This window comes from Nocardioides sp. NPDC058538, assembly GCF_042719275.1.
Lineage (GTDB): Bacteria > Actinomycetota > Actinomycetes > Propionibacteriales > Nocardioidaceae > Nocardioides.
This window is the reverse complement of sequence record NZ_JBHXNY010000001.1, coordinates 265,585-283,342: the sequence shown is the minus strand read 5'-3', so window position 1 is coordinate 283,342 and position 17,758 is coordinate 265,585. Positions and strand designations below refer to the sequence as shown.

13 protein-coding genes are annotated in these 17,758 nt (G+C 69.1%); 5 read left to right on the top strand and 8 right to left on the bottom strand.

What is annotated here, in order from left to right; translation table 11 throughout:
* Positions 1-2: 2 nt before the first annotated feature.
* The 4 genes from recD to ACFWQC_RS01340 form a co-directional block, all read right to left on the bottom strand.
* A complete protein-coding gene (gene recD, locus ACFWQC_RS01355) occupies positions 3-1,757 on the bottom strand; it encodes an exodeoxyribonuclease V subunit alpha (protein WP_378671954.1) in 1,755 nt (584 codons plus the stop codon).
* Entirely contained in the window at positions 1,754-5,056 is a 3,303-nt protein-coding gene (locus tag ACFWQC_RS01350; protein WP_378672289.1) for a UvrD-helicase domain-containing protein, read from the bottom strand. The genes recD and ACFWQC_RS01350 overlap by 4 nt, the downstream gene beginning before the upstream one ends.
* A gap of 2 nt (positions 5,057-5,058) precedes the next feature.
* Positions 5,059-8,451, bottom strand: coding sequence for an exodeoxyribonuclease V subunit gamma (gene recC, locus ACFWQC_RS01345; RefSeq protein ID WP_378671951.1), 3,393 nt, complete (start codon positions 8,449-8,451; stop codon positions 5,059-5,061).
* A gap of 112 nt (positions 8,452-8,563) precedes the next feature.
* Entirely contained in the window at positions 8,564-9,154 is a 591-nt protein-coding gene (locus ACFWQC_RS01340) for a hypothetical protein (protein ID WP_378671948.1), read from the bottom strand.
* A gap of 33 nt (positions 9,155-9,187) precedes the next feature.
* Between ACFWQC_RS01340 and ACFWQC_RS01335 the strand changes: the two genes are divergently transcribed.
* Together ACFWQC_RS01335 and ACFWQC_RS01330 are read left to right on the top strand one after the other, a co-directional pair.
* On the top strand, positions 9,188-9,721 hold the full coding sequence (locus ACFWQC_RS01335) for a hypothetical protein (protein WP_378671946.1): 534 nt from the start codon (positions 9,188-9,190) through the stop codon (positions 9,719-9,721).
* A gap of 678 nt (positions 9,722-10,399) precedes the next feature.
* Positions 10,400-11,125, top strand: coding sequence for a hypothetical protein (locus ACFWQC_RS01330; protein WP_378671943.1), 726 nt, complete (start codon positions 10,400-10,402; stop codon positions 11,123-11,125).
* A 99-nt stretch (positions 11,126-11,224) separates the two neighbouring features.
* Here ACFWQC_RS01330 and ACFWQC_RS01325 read toward each other — a convergent pair whose 3' ends face one another.
* Complete coding sequence (locus ACFWQC_RS01325; protein ID WP_378672286.1) at positions 11,225-11,620, bottom strand: RidA family protein; 396 nt, start codon at positions 11,618-11,620, stop codon at positions 11,225-11,227.
* A 99-nt stretch (positions 11,621-11,719) separates the two neighbouring features.
* Between ACFWQC_RS01325 and ACFWQC_RS01320 the strand changes: the two genes are divergently transcribed.
* Positions 11,720-12,691 carry a helix-turn-helix transcriptional regulator gene (locus ACFWQC_RS01320; RefSeq protein ID WP_378671941.1) on the top strand — a complete coding sequence of 324 codons (972 nt, stop codon included), beginning with the start codon at positions 11,720-11,722 and terminating at the stop codon, positions 12,689-12,691.
* Positions 12,692-12,697: 6 nt separating this feature from the next.
* Here the strand turns inward: ACFWQC_RS01320 and ACFWQC_RS01315 are convergent, their stop codons facing one another.
* The 3 genes from ACFWQC_RS01315 to ACFWQC_RS01305 form a co-directional block, all read right to left on the bottom strand.
* Positions 12,698-13,195 carry a PGPGW domain-containing protein gene (locus ACFWQC_RS01315; protein WP_378671938.1) on the bottom strand — a complete coding sequence of 166 codons (498 nt, stop codon included), beginning with the start codon at positions 13,193-13,195 and terminating at the stop codon, positions 12,698-12,700.
* Between the two features lie 56 nt (positions 13,196-13,251).
* A complete protein-coding gene (locus tag ACFWQC_RS01310; protein WP_378671936.1) occupies positions 13,252-13,626 on the bottom strand; it encodes a DUF805 domain-containing protein in 375 nt (124 codons plus the stop codon).
* 166 nt (positions 13,627-13,792) lie between these two features.
* Positions 13,793-15,634 carry a phosphoenolpyruvate carboxykinase (GTP) gene (locus ACFWQC_RS01305; protein WP_378671933.1) on the bottom strand — a complete coding sequence of 614 codons (1,842 nt, stop codon included), beginning with the start codon at positions 15,632-15,634 and terminating at the stop codon, positions 13,793-13,795.
* Positions 15,635-15,966: 332 nt separating this feature from the next.
* On the opposite strand from ACFWQC_RS01305, the gene ACFWQC_RS01300 reads away from it, so the two are divergent.
* Together ACFWQC_RS01300 and argJ are read left to right on the top strand one after the other, a co-directional pair.
* Positions 15,967-16,428: a hypothetical protein gene (locus ACFWQC_RS01300; protein WP_378671930.1), complete on the top strand. Its 462-nt coding sequence runs from the start codon at positions 15,967-15,969 to the stop codon at positions 16,426-16,428.
* 36 nt (positions 16,429-16,464) lie between these two features.
* Entirely contained in the window at positions 16,465-17,613 is a 1,149-nt protein-coding gene (argJ, locus tag ACFWQC_RS01295) for a bifunctional glutamate N-acetyltransferase/amino-acid acetyltransferase ArgJ (protein ID WP_378671927.1), read from the top strand.
* The last annotated feature ends 145 nt before the right edge of the window (positions 17,614-17,758 follow it).

Below are 17,758 nucleotides of genomic sequence, written 5' to 3'. Positions count from 1 at the left end.
GCTCAGTGGCCGAGCCGCTGGCGGAGGCCGGAGGCACGCTGGGCCCGGCGGGTGATCGCGGCGGTGACGGCGTCGGGGGTGCCGACGATGCGTACGCGCTCCTGCGCCCTGGTCACCGCGGTGTAGAAGAGCTCGCGGGTGAGCAGGGGTGAGTCGTCGGGTGGGAGCAGGACGGTGACGGACCTGGCCTGGCTGCCCTGGGACTTGTGGACCGTCATCGCATGGAGGGTCTCGATGTCGCCGAGGCGTGAGGGCGCATACGTCGCGCCGCCGGCGATCGCGACGCGGAGGTCGCCGCCGGCGTCGGTGTAGGTGACCCCGGTGTCGCCGTTGAAGAGACCGAGGCCGTAGTCGTTGGCGGTGACGAGGACCGGCCGGCCCGGATACCACTCGTGGCCCCAGCCGATGCCGAGCGGCTCGCCGGTGGTCTCGGCGAGGCCGCGCTCGATCTGCCGGTTCCAGTGGGCGACGCCCCACGGCCCGTCGCGGTGGGCGCAGAGGAGGCGCGACTCGTCGAGCATCCGTACGCAGCGCTCCGCGTCGCCGGCGAGCGCGGCCTCGTGGAGGGCGGCGGCGTGCTCGACCAGTCCGCGCTCGACCTCGGCCACCCGGGCCTCGTCGGCGGGGTCGACGAGCTCGACCGCGGGGTCGCCGGACTTCAGCACGTCGAGTGCCGCGTCGGCGTCGCCGACCCGCAGCGCCTCGGCGAGGGCGCCGATCGCGCCACCGAAGCGATGGGTGATGCGAAGCGCGGCGACGGCGTCGGGCGAGCGCACGGCGAGCCCGGCGACGAGGTCGGAGAGCACCGCGCCGGCCTCGACGCTCGCCAGCTGGTCGGGGTCGCCGACGAGGATCAGCCGCGCCTCGGGGCGTACGGCCTCGAGCAGCCGGGCCATCATCGTCAGCGAGACCATGCTCGTCTCGTCGACGACGATCACGTCGTGCGGCAGCCGGTTGGTGCGGTGGTGCTTGAACCGCGTCGACGAGCCGGGTCGCCAGCCGAGCAGCCGGTGGAGCGTCGAGGCGGTCAGGCCGTGGAGCCGGGCGCGGTCGTCAGCGGTGAACTGCGGCGCCCGCTGGGCACCCTCGACGGCCTCCTGCAGCCGCGCGGCGGCCTTGCCCGTAGGGGCGGTCAGCGCGACCCGCAACGGGGTCGAGGACTGCTCGGTGAGCAGCGCCAGCAGCCCGGCCACGGTCGTCGTCTTGCCGGTGCCGGGACCGCCGGTGAGCACGGTCGTCGACTGCCGGGCGGCGGCGAGCGCGGCGGCACGTTGCTCGGCGTAGCCCTCGCCCGGGAAGAGCCGGGCCGCGGTAGCCTCCAGGAGAGTCTCGTCGGCCACGGGGCGCGGCGAGGCCAGCCGGGCGAGCAGGTCGTCGCGCACCTGTCCCTCTTCGCGGTGATAGCGGTCCAGGTAGAGCAGGCCGTCCTCGACCTGCACCAGGGACTGTGCCGCCAGCGGACTGTCGGCGACGGCCTCCAGCCAGCCGGCAGCGGCCGGCCACGGCAGCGTCTCCTCGGTCTCCCGCAGCGTTCCCAGGTCGACGCACACCGATCCGTGCCGCACCGCGCGGACCGCCAGCGCCACCGCCAGTCGCACCTCGTCGCGCTCTTCTCCGGCGAGCGCGGCGGCGCGGGTCGCGACATGTACGTCGGCCGCGGTCAGCACGCCCTCGCGGTTGAACGAGGCGAGCAGGCCCGTCGCTGACCGGGCCAGGCGTGCGTCGAAGGGGTCCTCGGACTCCCAGCGCTCGATCATTCGGTCACTCCATCCAGAAGGTCGGACAGGGCGACCGCGAGGGACGCGGGCGGCTGCCAGGTGAAGACGCCGGTCGGGATGCCACCGGCGACCGGGGTGTCCGGGCCGAGCATCCCGCGCACGTAGAGATAGAGCACACCACCCAGATGCGTCTCGGGGTCGTACCCGGGCAGGCGCCAGCGCAGGAAGCGGTGCACCACGGCGGAGTAGAGCAGCGCCTGCAACGGGTAGTGGGAGTGGAGCATCGCCTCGGCGAGCTTCGGCTGGGTGTAGTCCATCGCTTCCACGCCCAGGAAGTTGGTCTTGTAGTCGACCACCACGAACCGTCCGCTCGGCAGCCTCAGCACCACGTCGACCGAGCCGGTCAGGTAGCCCCGCAGGGACTGGTCGCCGAGCGGCGGGGCCTCGAGCCGGTCGGCGTACGTCACCATCGGGTCGTCCGCCGGAAGGTGGGCGCGCAGGAGCGGCACGAGGTCACGGAGGCATACATCGGGATCCTCGGGCCCACGCTGATCTCCTCGGGCTCCACGTCGGCCATGGGTGTCACCGCCCCCGAGCGGGATCTCGAAGTCGAGCTCGCGCAGCCGGTCGCGCAGCGGGATCTCGGCCAGCGTGAGCCCGTCGGCCAGCGGGCCGAGCGGGGTCAGGTTGAGCGGCAGGATCCCGGTCGCGAGATCCTCCGCCGAAGCCGGAACCGGCCACCAGCGCAGCTGCTCACGGGTCCTGGTCAGCACCTCTTCGCCCAGGTCAGGAGCATCCGGGTCGGTGTGCTCGAGGACCGCGTGGACCAGCGACCCGAAGCCGGCACCCTTGGGCAGCTCGGCCATCGGCGAGAGCTGCTCCTCCTCCGCGGGGGTATCGACGCGATCGACGTCCTCGGCGATGGGCTCGTCGTCCTTGCCCTCGATCTCCGGCTCCGAGGTCGCCGCGACGCCCTCGTCGACCCGGATGAGCCCCGAGTAGGACGTACGCCGCCACTCGGAGTCGACCTCACGGGTGAACAGGCGCGCGACGAGCTTGCCGAGCGGCGCTTCTCGCACCGGCGTCGCTGTCGTCACCGGCACCGCTTCCTCGGCCGCCGGACCGCCGTGGCGCGCGACATTGCTCAGCAGACTTGCCGCGTCCTCGTCGCTCGGCACGGCGACGTTGTCAGGAACCGCAGCTTGGCCAGGACCTCGCCCGAACAGCAGTCGGTGCAGTCCGCCGGTGGCCGTGTTGGCCGTCGGCGCCCACCACGCGACGACCTGCGACTGCGCCCGGGTCAGCGCAACGTACAGATCTCGAAGCTCCTCCCCCAGCTCCTCGGCCTGGTGCCTGGCCAGGTGCTGTGCCCACTGCGCGCCGGTCCGGGAGACGTCGATCGTCCGCTGTCCCGAGGCGTCGTGGAACCGGGCGACCTCCGGGTCTCGCACGAAGAAGTCGTAGGCGAAGGGCAGGTAGACGATCGGATACTCCAGCCCCTTCGACCCGTGCACCGTGACGATCTGCACCGCGGCGGCGTCCGAGTCGAGCCGCCGCGGCCGCTCGGCGGCCGCAGAACGCCGCCGCTCGTCGCGGAACCAGGCCAACAGCGCCGGCAGCCCCAGCGAGTCACGCACGGAGATGTCGTGGAGCAGCTGCCCCAGATGACGTACGTCGGTGAGCAGCCGATCCCCGTCGGTGCGCCGCAGCACACGGGCGGTGAGCCCCCGCTCCTCCGCCGCCTCGATCAGCGCGGCGACACCTCGGCCACGCAGCAACAGCGCCCAGCCGCGCAGCGTGTCGGCGATGCGCGAGGTCATCGCCTCGCCGCCCGCGTCGAGCTCGGTCGCGGTGTAGCCGAAGAACACGCTCAGCCCGGCCGCCCGCACCAGCGGCGTCCGGTGGGGCGAGTCGAGCGCCTGCAGCAGCGCGAGCCAGTCCTCGCCTGCAGGGGTGAGGAACACGTCGCCGCCCCCGGCCATGACCGCCGGGATCCCGTGCTCCTGCAGGGTTCGCTGAACCAGGAGTCCGTGGGTGCGCACCGCGACGATGACCGCGACGTCCCCGGCCTTGACCGGAGCATCGCACCACGTTGCCCCGGAGCCGAGCAGCTCGGCGATGTCTCCGGCGAGGTCCCGGGCGATATGGGTGCGCGCGTCACCGGCGGTGATCATCTTGCCGCGGGTGAGCTTGAAGCCCCGGCGTCCGACCCGACGGATCCGGAACGGTGAAGGATTCGGGGCCCCCACCAGCCGGGACCCGGAGTGATGGGCCTTCACGTCGTGGACGACGATCTCGGGAGAGCCCAACGCCGCGCCCCGCAGGACCACCTGGAGCCGCTCCACCAGCGGGGCGTCGCTGCGCCAGTTGGTGCCGAGCGTGGCCTGTGTCTGAGCGGACCGGGCGGCTTCCAGGTAGGTGAAGACGTCACCGCCGCGGAAGGCGTAGATCGCCTGCTTCGGGTCACCGATGAGGACCAGGGTGGCGTGACCTTCGAAGGCGCGGGAGAGCACCTGCCACTGCACCGGGTCGGTGTCCTGGAACTCGTCGACCAGCACGATCCGCCACCGCTGTCGCATCCGTGCCCGGGCCGGCGCCGAGGTGTCCTCGAGGGCGATCGCGAGCCGGGACAGCAGGTCGTCGTAGGACAGGACCCCACGCATCTGCTTGCGACGGTCGACCTCGTCCCGCACCTCCTCGGCGAACCTGACCCGCGCGCCTGCGACCGGGTCCTCGGCCGGCGCCTGCGCCAGCACCGACTGCGGGTCCTCGACCGCGGTGCGTGCCAGTCCCAGCGCGTCGTCGCGGTCGAACGGCGGTCGCTCCCGGGCCTCCCCGAACCACTTCAGGTAGAGGTCGTCGACGACCTCCACGACCAGCTCGTCGAGTGACTCGACCAGCTCGGCACCGGCATCGGTGTCACCGGCGACCCCGAGCGAGCGCAGCACGAGCTGGCAGAACTGATGGGTCGTCGCGATCGTCGCCCCGTCGAAGGAGGCGAGCGCGTCGCGGACGCGCTCGTGGCGTACCCGGATCTCTTCGTCGGACACGTCCAGCAGCAGCTCGAGATGGGCGTCGAGCGGGTTCGGACGCCCACCGCGGACAGCCTCTGCGAGTGCCCGCTCGGCGTCGAGCAGGCTTTTCCGCACCCGCTCGCGCAGCTCCTGGGAGGCGGCGCGGCCGAAGGTGATCGCCAGGATCTCATCGAGCGTCGCCTCCCCTTCGACGACGTAGCGGGTGACCAGAGCGCCGATGGTGAAGGTCTTCCCGGTGCCGGCCGAGGCCTCGATCAGCGTGGTTCCGGTCGGGAGCGGACCGGTCAGGTCGAACGGGGTCATCGTCACCAGCTCCCCTGCTCGGCGGTGAGCAACGGCGACCAGACCCGCATCGCGAGCGCGCCGAAGCGGGTCGTCTCCCCGTCGAACTCCTCGCCGGCCTCCGGCGGGTCACCCAGACCGGGGATCCCGGATCCCTTGCCCCAGGCCCGCACCTGCTCCACATCGGACTCCTCGCCCTCGAACCGCCCGTCGTTCCACTCCCAGCCGGCCTTGTAGAGGGCGTCGTCGATGCCGGCCTGGGTCCGCCGCTGGCGTGCGTAGGTGAGCGAGGTCTTCAGCGGCAGCGGCAGCGGCGCGGAGAGCCCCCGGTCGCGTAGCCGCACCAGGTCACGCAGCACATCGACCGCGGTGTGGTCGAGCGGCCCGAGCTGGGAGAGCCCGAACGGCGTACGCGACCTGGAGTTGCCCGGCCGACCCAGCGTCCACGCACTCCAGGCCCGGTCCTCGTCGGAGGCGGCCAGCGCGACCAGCTGCACCCACGACTCGATCCGCTGCCTGGCGCCCAGGCGGGAGTACGTCACCGGAGCGAGCCGGTCGCCGTAGACCTGTGGCACGGTGCCGGTCAGGCGACGACCGTCACCGAGATCGACCTCGACGTCGACGGCCCGCGCCTGCCCGGTCAAGATGCCCGCCTGCCGCACCCGCAGCGCCTCGGCCGCGATCGGCTTCGCCTTGGTGATCACGTCGGTGAGGATGCGCCAGCCGAGCCACTTCGGAGGCAGTACGCCGCGGCGCCACTCCTGCTGAGTCGCCTGTTCCTCCGACATCCCGGCCAGCAGGTCGTGGAGCAATCGATCGCCCACCGACCACTGCCCCAGGCCGTCGAGCTCGACCGGCAGACCGTCGGAGAGCGGATCATCGTCACGCGGCAGCGCGAGGTCCAGCCGGTCGCGGAAGAACGCGCGCACCGGCGCGCGGTAGAAGGCCAGCAGCTCCTCGAGGGTCAGGTCTCCGGCGGCGGCCGGTGCCAGCGGTCCGGGCAGGAACTCCGGCGGCTCGACGCGGTCGGAGACAGCGGCGAGAGCGCCGGCCTCGGCGGCCTTGTCGAAGGAGAAGGAGTGTCCGGCCACCAGCGCCCCGGGCGTCAGGTTGCGCGGGTCGAACGGCTGCAGCGGATGCCTGGTCGTCACGACCTCCTTGACCGGCCTGCCATCCGCGGAGACGGCGGTCGCGTCCAATGTGTCCAGCAGCTCCCCCAGCGGCACCGCGGGTGGCCGCGGCTGGCCGGAGTACTCGTTGGCGCCTGTGTAGGTCACCACCAGCGTCTCGGTCGCGGCCAGCAGCGCGTCGAGGAACAGCTGCCGGTCCTCGCTGCGCAGGTCGCGCTCCCCGGTCTGCGGGTCGCGGGCCAGCAGGTCGTCGCCGTCGGTGATCCCGACCCTCGGGAACACCCCGTCGTCCATGCCGAGCAGGCAGACCACACGATGGGGCACCGACCGCATCGGCACCAGCGTGGAGACGGTCAGCGTGCCGGTGCGAAAGTTGGCACGCGTCGCCCGGCCGGCCAGTCGCGCCCCCAACAGCGCCCGTATGTCGGGCAGTCGCAGCTCGTCGACCTCCTGCCCCGCCGCGGCGTCCCTCACCCGGGACAGCTCCCGTGTCACCTGGCCCGACTGCCACTCGTCGTTGGTCGAGACCGACGTCAGCGCGGCGACACCCTCCTCAATCACCTTCAGCCAGTGCCTCAGCGGATGCACCCCGGCCAGCTCGTCGGTCACCTGCTCCAGCCGATCGACGAGCTCGGCGAACTTCCCGGCCAGCTCGACGCTGCCACTCCCCACGTCGTCCAACGGCAGCGTCGTGTCCAACCAGGTCGCCGAGTCCTCGGACATCGCGACCCCGGTGAGGATCCGGTCCATCCCGAAGCGCCAGGTGTTGGCGACGTACGACTCCAGCCCGAAGGGCTCGCGGTGCTCCGCGTCGAAGCCCCACCTGATCCCGGCGTCCTTGGCCCAGTCCTCGAGCTGCTCCAGGGCGTCGTCGTTGAGCCCGAACCGGCGTCGCACCGGATCGAGATGAGCAAGATCGAGTACGTCGCTCACCCCCGCCCGCCCGCCGGCCAGGTCGAGCAGCCGGGTGGCCACGTCCAGCAGCGGGTTCGTACGCGTCAACGACCGGTCCGCCAGCTTCACCCGCAGCCGGTGACCGGGGTGGCCGGTCTCGCCGGTCATCTCCCCCAGCCCGAACCCGGCCTCGATCAGCGGCGCGAAGGTCTCGATGTCGGGGCACATCACCAGGACGTCCCGCGGCTCCAGCGTCGGGTCGTCCTCGAGCAGCCCCAGCAGCACCTCGCGCAGCACCTCAACCTGCCGCGCCTCGCCGTGGCAGGCATGCACCTGGATCGAGCGGTCCCCCGGCTCGATCACCCGTCCGGCACTCTCCCCGACCGTGTTGCACCGAATGTCCTCCTGCAACCACGAGAGCAGCCCTCCGCTGGTTGAGCCGCCGGAGCCGCTAGGCGAAGGCGTGTCGAAACCAACACAGTCGCTCTCAGAGGCGAGCCCCGCAAGCCCTCGCTCCAGCTCCCGCGTATCCCGCCCCAGCGTCGCCAACAACGGATGCCCGACCGCGTCGTGCGACCGGTCCGCCGTACGCGCGACCGTCCCGTCCAGCCCGGCGAGCGCCTCCCAGAGCGCCTCGGAGGGATGCGGCAGCCACAGGTGCACCTCTCGGTGCTCCCCCAGCGCCGCGACGAGCTCGATGTCGGTCGCCGAGAGCCGGGTGTGCCCGAACAAGGAGACCCGCTCCGGCAGCTCGAACTCCCCCGGCGCCTCCTTCAGCCGGGCGACCGTCGCCGCCTGCCGCTCCACCGGCGTCGGCCCACCGACCATCCCGGCAACGGCCCGCCACAACGGCGGCTGCCACGCCAGATCCTCGGCGATCTCGGCCCCGAGCCCGTCCGTGTCCAGCCCCGCACTCCAGTCGGCGACCACCGCCGGCCGCTGGTCCGCGTACGCAGCGAACAACCGCGCCAGCCGACGGGCCATTGCCAGCCGCCGCCCGCGCCGGCGTACGCCTTCCTCCGTCGCGTCCCCGTGACCCAGATGCTGCGCGAGCGGCCTGGCCCAGGACTCGTCCAGCGATGCGTCGATCGCCGCCAGGACCGGCCAGGTCAGCGACTCCGGCGCCCAGGGATCCTCATCCCCCGTGCCCGCGACCTCAGCGAACAGCGACCAGGGAGACCGGAAGTCGACCCCCGCACATATCCCGTCCCCACGCCCGTCCGCAGCCCCCAACCGGTGCGAGAGCCGCTGCGACAACCACCGCTCCACCCCCCGCGCCGGCACCACCACGACCTCCGTCGCGAACGGATCCCCCAACGGCACCGACAACAGCTCACCGAGCGAGTCAGCGAGCAGATCGGTCCGCGGTGCGCGGTGCAGATGTACGACCACAGACCGCAACCTATCGGTGACCGCCGACATCAGATCCTTGGACTCGGGGCTACCTACTGAGGTCGTTCGGTCGTCCCCGCCTTGAAGCCCGCCGCCACGGGGCTGAAGTCGATCAGCCCTCGAACTTGAACGACGGCATCACCTGGTTGATGAACTCGTCAGCTTCGTCGCGCGTGACCCACTCAGGGTTGAACGACCATGCAACCACGACCTCCGAGTCACCTACGACCGTGCCGTAATGGTCGAACCTCTCAGTGGCATTCGTCCCGCGGAGGTGGAAGAAAGTGCTGCCGCCATACTTCACGTCAGGGAGACGCTTCCCATCCGGGTAGGCCGTCTCAACGCGTGATAGCGCCGCGTCTGCGAGTTCGTCCACATCGGAAGCGAGGGTGACATCGGCGTTGAAGACTCCAACACCAGTCGGATGGTCGTCATCTGGCGCACTGAGTACGTAGCTCGAGTCCTCGAACTCGACCTCCCATCCCGCAGGAGCTGTGAGCGTGGCGCCGTTGATCTCTGCCTTCCCACCGCCGCCACCCGCCGCAGTCGAGGACTCCGATGCCTCCGGGCTGCTCGGCGAGGATGATGCGTCAGGTCCGGAGGGCTCCTCCCCTCCACCACAAGAGCAAAGCACCAAAGTAGTCATGGCCGACACAGCGATTGCGGTGAGGGATCGGGAGAAGCCCGTCCGAGATCCAGTCATGCCGCAGAGGATAGTGGCTCGAGGCGAGAGTCATTGGCAGTGACGATCCGGGGCATCGTGTTTACACTTTGGGCACCGCATGCACACACCCTCGGGGAGGCCGACGTGGCAGGTCAATCAACCGGAGTCGACGAGACTCTGGTCAACAAGATCAAGCAGGTGCTCATCGACGCGAAGGTCGACGTGGACAAAGTACATGTCGACAAGCCTGCTGCTGGACACCTTGGGGGCAGTCAGACTGCGGATTCTCTCGCCGGACTCGTCAATCTAGCCACAGAGCGGATCAACTCCGCGCTTTCGGAGACGTCGGACGCTCTGATCAAGTTCGTTGATGGTTTGGACAACGCGGTACGCGCCGTCAAAGACGCTGACGAGGAAGCCAAGGATGCTTTCGACCGTCAGATGACCGATGCCGTCAAACTTGTCGAAAAGCCGTTCTTCGAGAACCTGGTGAAGGACAACCGCCCCGACATGCCGGGCTTCCAATTGCCGTTCTTCCCGTTGTCTCCCGATGCGCTGCAAGAGATCGCGTCGCGTTCCGAGTTCGGTCAGGATCAGGAGGACTAACCGATGAATGCAATCGCTACGGGTGGTGGCGTCGCCAAGGGCCCGATGATGGTCATCTTGAAGCAATACGTCGCAACGGCGAATCCCGAAGCGGTCAAGGCCAAGCTCCGAGACTGGACTCAAGCACGCGAGTCGTTGGCGGACGCGGCTCGAGACCTGGAACTAGCTAGCGGCAGACTTCCGGAAGCATTCGAGGAGACGTCGTTCACCACCGAGGCTGCCACGCGAGCGTTCCGCGCCGCATCGGAAAGGTTGAACACAAAGGTCAGGCAGCTTGACGCCGCCATCGCGGCTCTGACAACGGCCCAGAATACGACCCAGCGCGCACGGGATGCCCATGAGCAACTAGAAGCTTCCCTCCCCGCCAACCACGGTCCGGCCCCGGACCCCTCGTCTCCTCAGTACGCTCAGTCCGGCCCTGGCGTCGACAGTGCTCAGGCCGGCCAGAACCAGAAGGCGCTCCAAGCAGACCGCGCTGCCCACGCCGCACGAGAACAAGCGATCGCCGACGCCGAGCGAGCCGCCGCCGAGCAGATCAAACAGGTAGACAGCGGCAACTACACCGCCGAACCACCGGTCCGTGAGATCACCGACGAGCCGAACACCGAGAGCAGCAAGACCCCAGCAACGGCCTCGTCCCCTGGGTCATACAGCGACATCGCAGCATCTCGAGCCCGTATGGCGAAGTACAGCTCCGGCACCCTCTACCCCGACGGCTGGGGGCACGAGCTGATCGCTCAGGAGAAGGCGAACATCGCGGCGCACGAGGCTGAGAACAAGCCTGAGTGGAACGGCACGCAGTGGGTAAATGCGGACGGCACACCGGCGCCATCGACGTCGTACGCGATGGTCGAGACGGCTGATGGGCTGGCTCCGCTTGCCGGTGGGACGGGTGGCATGGCGGCGCTCGCGATCGCCGGCGGCGGCGCTCTGCTCGGTGCTGGTGTGGCCAAGGCCCTTGCCAACAAGTTCGCGTCCGGAGCTTCTGCAAAGGCAGCGACGGCCAGTGCGACGTCGAGGTCTGCAACCGCCAGGGCCGGCGCTGCCGGTGCCCGCGCGGGCGGAGCGGGCGCAGGTGCACGCGGAGCTGGGGCCGGCGCACGTGGGGCCGGCGCAGGAGCGGGTGCCCGCGGCGCTGGCGGGCGCGGTGCCCGCGGCGGTCCGACGGGAGCGGGCAGCCGTGGCGGACGCGGCGGAGCCGGCGGTGCCGGCGGTGCCGGCCGCCGGGGCGGCAAGAAGGACGACAAGAGGAACGGCCAGGACCAGGACTGGCAGGCCGATTACACCGACGACTGGACCGAGACGGCGAGCGACGTCCTGGATCCCAACGCGAGCCGCGGCTGGACCCCGAACGCGCCACAGGGTGATGACTCCGGCGCCGACAAGAACGGCCGCAAGCCCTAGTCGGACGAGCACTCGCAGCTGAATCGCCGGCTTTATCCACGGCCCGCAGGATCGTGGATAAAGCCGGCGCTCTGCGTTGTCCAGAGGGCTGCCAGCTGCTCAGACGACGGCGGTCCCCTCGAGCTCGACGAGCTGCCCTGGGATGGCCAGGCGGGTCACGCCGAGCATGGTGGTCGCCGGCGCCACCTGGGCAGCTCCCAAGCGCGACGCGAGGAGGCCGTGGTGCTGGAAGAGCAGGTCGACGTCGGTGGTGTAGACGTTGAGTCGGACCAGGTTGCCTAGGGACATGCCGGCCGCAGAGAGCACGGCTTCCAGGTTGTCGAGACTCAGCCCGAGCTGGGCGGCCATGTCTCCCTCGTACCGGGGCGTGCCATCAGCGCCCATCGCCGTCTGGCCGGAGCAGTAGAGAGTCCGGGTGTCTCCGGTGACGACCTCCCCTTGGTTGAAGCCCATCTCCAATGACCACGTCACGGGGTTGACGGCCGTTCGTTCGATTGCCACATCAGCTCCATTCCCGCGGGGACCTCCCCCGTCAGTTCCAGCCTGGCAACGAATCACGCCATCTAGTGTCAGGTATCTCGATAAAGTGCTGACGTGCGTGCCGACCGGCTGGTCTCCCTGGTTCTCCTCCTGCGACAGCGGGGGCGGCTGACCGCGGATGTTCTGGCCCGCGAGCTCGAGGTCTCGACGCGTACGGTGCTGCGCGACATCGAGGCGCTGTCCGCAGCGGGGGTCCCGGTCTATGCCGAGCGCGGTCGCTACGGCGGATTCTCGCTGCTGCCCGGATTCCGGACCGAGCTCACCGGACTGAACCACGACGAAGCCCTCGCCCTCCTCACCGCCGGATCAGGCCGGGGCGAGCGGATCTTCGGACTCGGCTCGGCGCTCGCCTCTGCCATGAGGAAGGTGGTCGACGCACTCCCCGAAAGTCATCAGACGGCTGCCAGCGATGCGGCGCAGCGGTTCCTCTTCGATCCCGAGACCGATTTGCTCTCCCGTCGCCTGGACGTCGACGAGGTTTCCAAGGAGGCGATGGCCGAGATACGCCAGGCGGTCCTCGCCGGGCACAAGCTGCGCCTCCACTACGCTTCACGCGGCCAGGCGCCCCGCCGGTGCATCGTCGACCCGATCGGCCTGGTCACGGTGCGCGAGAAGGGCTACCTGCTGGCCACCGAGTCCGGCATCGACCGCACCTTCCGGATGTCACGGGTCCTCGAGGCGTACGAGCTTCCTGAACGGGCGCAGCGAGCGGATGACGTCGACCTCGAACGCATGTGGGCGGACCGCTGTGCGCAGTTCCTCTCCGAGGGCCACATCGCCGTCCAGGTTCGGGTGGACCCGGCACGCCGCGACCAGCTGCTGGACATGGCGGAGGCCGTGCGCGCTGAGGAGCCCGACCCCGATGGCTGGCTTCGTCTCGAAGTCACTTTCCAGGATCTATGGCACGCGGAGTGGGCGATGTGGCAGCTCGGCACCAACGTCGAATCGCTCGGTCCGCAGGAGCTGCGCGCGGCCTTGCATCAGCGCGCCCAGACCGTCGCCGACCGATATCGGGACCGCCCGTGACCCGGCCTACGCCACCTTGTTCATCTCACCCGTTTGCTCGATGTCCTCGTCGAGCTGGTGGCGAGCTTCGGGGTGGCCGTGGAAGCGGTGGTAGGAGTAGCCCAGGATGGCAAGGGCGATGATGCACGACCCCAACAGCGTGACGCCGGTCCACGCGCCACCGAGCAGCCAGAAGGTTGCTTCGAGGGGCCACCAGTGTGGCGCGGGCGGGCTGATCAGGAAGATGACGCCGACCGCACCGATGGAGAGCGCCCCCAGCGTCGAGGCCACGATGCGCGGCCAGGTCTCGACGCCCTCGGCGACACCGCGCATGGCGCGGAGGCGGACCGGCTCGACATAGCGACGAGCCCAGGCGTACTGGCGGGAGAGCACGGCCAGCCCCCCGAAGAGCATCAACAGCCCAGGCCCCGGCAACACCATCGCGGCGATACCGGCGACCACGAGCAGCCACCCAACGGTCTCGTAGGCGAGTCGCTTCGCTGCGGCTCCTGCGAGGGACTTCATGCCAATAGCCTGCCATTCGGGGACAACCCCGAGAACAACTAGGGGAATTTTACGCCTCATGCGGCCAAGTCGTACTTGACACCCTCAGGGCTCGGGAAGGTCAGCCAGAGAACCGCGAGGACGATGTCACCGATCACAGGTACGACCAGGATCAGCTGCCACCACCCCGAACGGTTGATGTCGTGCAGCCGCCGCGCACCGAGCGCGATGGTAGGTACGAACGCCACCAGCCCGTAGAGACCGATCACGAGGCTCACCACCTCGTCTCGCGCCAGTACGAGGACGATGAGCATCAGAAGGTTCACGAGCATCGGCCAGAGCAGCTCGGTGCGGCTGGCGCGACCCGAGAATGTCGCGTACTTCTTCCAGAACCGCGAGTACGCCTCGGTGATCGAGGCCGCACGAAGCGGCTGGCTCAAGGGGATCGTCACGGGCAGGAACCTTAGGTGGAGGACATCGGCTGCGTAAATGTCTGGCCGGGCATCTGTCCCAGATGCGAACAAAGTTCATCTTCCCGTAGGAAACGAACGCAGACGGAGACAACGGGGGCGGCGTACGGAAAGAAGTTCCGTACGCCGCCCCCGGCTGTGGTCTCGATCAGGCCTGAGCGGCCTCGTCGATGGCGGCTGCGACGCGCCTGTGCGCCTCCCAGATCTCCTCCGGCAGCTTGAACTGCTTGAGGTGCTCCTCGCGGAAGCCCATCTCCTGCTTCCAACGCTCGACATCGATGTTGAGGATGCGGTCGAGGTCCTCCTGCGGCAGGTCGAGGCCGCGCAGGTCGAGCTCCTCCTGGGTCGGGATCACACCGACGGCGGTCTCCTGGCCCTTGACCTCGCCCTTCTGGAAGGCCTGCAGCCACAGCAGCGCCCGCACGTTCTCACGGAATCCCGGCCACAGGAAGTGACCGTCCTCCGGGTCACGCTGGAACCAGTTGACGTGGGCGAAGATCGGCTTCTCGGTGGCCGCGTTGATGATGTTCAGCCAGTGGCGGGCGTAGTCGCCCTCCTCGTAAGCAAGGAACGGCCGCATCGACATCGGGTCGTAACGCAGCTGACCCTCGACACCCTCGGCGGCGAAGGTCGCCTCGGCGCCCAGCGTCAGGCCGTCGTACACACCCTCGGCGACGTCGCCGATCGCGCGGATCAGCGGCTCGCGGTCACGGGTGCGCCCGCCGAAGATGATCGCGTCGACCGGCACGCCGGCCGGGGCGTCGTAGTCGGCCGCAGCGTTGGGCACACGCGAGATCGGGATCGTGAAGCGGGAGTTGGGGTGGGCCCACGGGTCGCCCAGCTCGTCGGCGATCCGGTTGGCGATCTTCTCGCCCTTCCAGTCGATCCAGCCGTCGAGGTCGTCGGGGTGGTGCTTGGTCTTGCCCTCCCACCAGACTTCCTGGGTCTTCTCGTTGTAGGCGACGTTGGTGAAGATCGCGCCGGAGCCCTCTTCGATACCGGTGATGGCGCCGGGGTTGGAGCCCTCGTTGGTGTCCTTGGCGACACCGAAGACACCGTTCTCCGGGTTGAAGGCGTAGAGCTTGCCGTCCTCGCCGACCCAGATCCAGGCGATGTCGTCACCGTAGAAGCTGACCTGGTAGCGGTCGCCAAGCGCGTCCGGGGTGAAGGTCATCGAGAGGTTGGTCTTGCCGGAGGCCGAAGGGAAGCCACCGACGACGTGGAACTCCTCGCCGGTTTCCTTGTCCTTGATGCCCAGCAGCAGGAACTGCTCGGCCAGGAACTTGCCGGAGGCGCGACCGTCGTAGCAGGCCTGGCGCAGGCCGTGGGCGATCTTGCCCAGCAGCGCGTTGCCGCCGTAGGACGAGCCGAAGTGGAGGATCGTACGCTGGTCGGCGACCGTCGCGAAGAGCCGCTGGTCCTTGTCGGTCCCCTGCCCGAGGTTGGGCAGGTCGCCGGTCACGTGCACCGCACGGACGAAGGAGCTCGGGTCCTCGAGGTCGTTGATGTAGTCGATGCCGACGCGGGCCATCCGGATCATCTGCTGCACGACCGGGCGGCTGTCGGTGAGCTCGACGCCCGCGGCGTAGGCCTCGAGCGGGCTGCCCGCAGGAGCCATCAGGTAGGGGATGACGTACATCGTCTTGCCTGCCGAGGCGCCGGTCATCCGCTCGGTGAGCGTCTTGACGGTCTCCTCGGCGGGCTTCCAGTTGTTGTAGACGCCCTTGTCCTCCGGGTTGGAGGTGGCGACCACAGTGCGCTCCTCGGAGCGCGCGGTGTCCTTGCTGTAGGAACGGCTGTAGTAGCGACCGCCCGTGACCGGGAGAAGCTCACCCGCTGCGAGGGACTCCTGGAGGAGCCGCTCGTCGTCGGCTGCGCTGACAACCTCGATCTGCTCGGCTCCGGTCACCCCTGCCCAGTAGGAGACATACTCCCGAACATGAGGATTCGTCAGCCCCGCCTCATCGAGGACCTTGTCCACGTCAACCATTCCGACACCCTTCAAAAGTTTCGCCGATTGCAGGCACGTTACCCCAGTTGAAGAGGCCTCCAACCGGGGTACCGTGCACCAGAGTGGGTCATCGATCACGGGCCTGGACAATTGATCGATCCAACTGCAGGCGATGTTCCGATAGCCGGTCCTGAGACCCTTGTGACCCCCATGTTTAAGTGAGAAAGGCCTCATTTCGGCGAGCGGTCCGTAATGTGGATGTGACGCCGATGTCGCATCGTGACACGGATTACATCTAAGGTTTCGCGAGTGATCCCCCAACACACTGACGTTGAATTGTTTCAATTCGTGAGCGGTCCAGAGGTCGCCTGATGGACCTCGTTCTCGGGACCTTCGCAGCCTCCTTCGCCGGAGGACTCTTCCCCGTCATCAACTTCGAGACCTACCTCGCGGTGGCCGCCTCGAACCTGACCTTCTCCGCCCTGGTGCTCGCTCTGGTGGCGGGAATCGGCCAGACGAGCTCCAAGGTCGTCTGGTATTACGCCGGCCACGGCACCACCTCGCTCCCCTTCGTCCGCAAGAAGATGTCCTGCGAGAAGTGGCAGCAGCGGATGGAGAAGTGGGAGCGGCGTACGCAGGGCCGGCCCGCCTACGCCGGCGGGCTGCTCGCCGTGGCCGCGCTCAGTGGGCTTCCGCCGCTGGCGATCCTGGCGGTGGTCTACGGCACGCTCAAGGCCAACCTGATGCTCTTCGTCGCGATCACGTTCGTGGGCCGCGTACTTCGGTCCTGGATGATCCTGGAAGCCGCCGCGTTCGCGTGGTTGCGGACATAGGGCGCCGCCCGCTCTGACTGGTTCTAGGCTGTCCGCATGCCTCAACCAGCCGGATTCGTCGGAGTCACCGCCAACCTCGGACTCAAGGAGGGCGCTGACGACTTCGCGGTCGTCGCCGCCCCCTCGGGCCCGGTCACCAGCGCCGCGGTCTTCACCCGATCCCGCTTCGCCGGCGCCTCGGTGCTGCTCTCCCGAGCCTCCGACCTCTCCGCATTCCGCGGGATGGTGACCATCTCGAAGAACGCCAACGTCGCCACCGGGCCGACGGGCGAGGCCAACGCCCTGGAGGTACGCCGCCTGGCGGCCGAGGTGGTCGGCGTCCGCCCCGAGGAGCTGCTGGTCGCCTCGACGGGCGTGATCGGCGTGCAGTACCCGATGGACGTCCTCACGCCCGCGCTCGAGAAGCTCGCCGGGACCGCCGGCGACGCCGACTTCGACGCCGCGGCTGCGGCGATCATGACGACCGACACGATCGCCAAGATCGAGACCCGCATCGTCGGCGAGGCCACGATCACCGGGATCGCGAAGGGCGTCGGGATGCTCGAGCCCGACATGGCCACGATGCTGACCTACTTCTTCACCGACGCCGCGGTGCCCGCCGCCGAGCTCGACGCGGCCTTCCGCCGGGTCGTCGACCGCACCTACAACGCCGTCTCGATCGACACCGACACCTCGACCTCCGACACCGCCGCGATCTTCGCCTCCGGTGCTGCTGGCCCGGTCGACCTGGACGAGTTCGAGGCGGCGCTCTACGACGCCGCGCTCGCGCTGGTGAAGAAGATCGCCTCCGACGGGGAAGGCGCCTCCAAGCTGATCACGGTCTCGGTCAGCGGCGCCCGCGACGATGCCCAGGCCAAGCGGGTCGGCAAGGCCATCGTCAACTCGCCCCTGGTCAAGACCGCCGTCCACGGCGCCGACCCCAACTGGGGCCGCGTCGCGATGGCCATCGGCAAGCTCCGCGAGGAGACCGACATCTCCCCCGAGCACGTACGCATCGCCTTCGGCGGCACCGAGACCTACCCCGCCCAGGTCTCTGCAAATCTATTGGCAGATTTGTCGACTTATCTGTCTGGCGATGAAGTCTCGATCGAGGTCGACCTCGGCATCGCCTCGGGTGAGTTCACGGTCTACGGCTGCGACCTCACCGACGGCTACATCCGCATCAACGCCGACTACACGACCTGAGCACAGGCTGGTCGAGCCGCGAGCGCTAGCGAGCGTGTCGAGACCAACACGGTCACCCGAGCGCGGATGTGACCGTGTTGGTCTCGACACGCCACCGCCGAGGGGGGGCGGGCGCTCGGCCCGCGGGTTAACCGCCAGCGCGGAA

Bases quoted from the DNA above. Each gene is read 5' to 3' on its own strand.
- recD (WP_378671954.1), bottom strand. From the start codon at position 1,757: ATGATCGAGCGCTGGGAGTCCGAGGACCCCTTCGACGCACGCCTGGCC.
- ACFWQC_RS01350 (WP_378672289.1), bottom strand. From the start codon at position 5,056: ATGACCCCGTTCGACCTGACCGGTCCGCTCCCGACCGGAACCACGCTG.
- ACFWQC_RS01340 (WP_378671948.1), bottom strand. From the start codon at position 9,154: ATGACTGGATCTCGGACGGGCTTCTCCCGATCCCTCACCGCAATCGCT.
- ACFWQC_RS01330 (WP_378671943.1), top strand. From the start codon at position 10,400: ATGGCGAAGTACAGCTCCGGCACCCTCTACCCCGACGGCTGGGGGCAC.
- ACFWQC_RS01315 (WP_378671938.1), bottom strand. From the start codon at position 13,195: ATGAAGTCCCTCGCAGGAGCCGCAGCGAAGCGACTCGCCTACGAGACC.
- ACFWQC_RS01305 (WP_378671933.1), bottom strand. From the start codon at position 15,634: ATGGTTGACGTGGACAAGGTCCTCGATGAGGCGGGGCTGACGAATCCT.
- ACFWQC_RS01300 (WP_378671930.1), top strand. From the start codon at position 15,967: ATGGACCTCGTTCTCGGGACCTTCGCAGCCTCCTTCGCCGGAGGACTC.
- argJ (WP_378671927.1), top strand. From the start codon at position 16,465: ATGCCTCAACCAGCCGGATTCGTCGGAGTCACCGCCAACCTCGGACTC.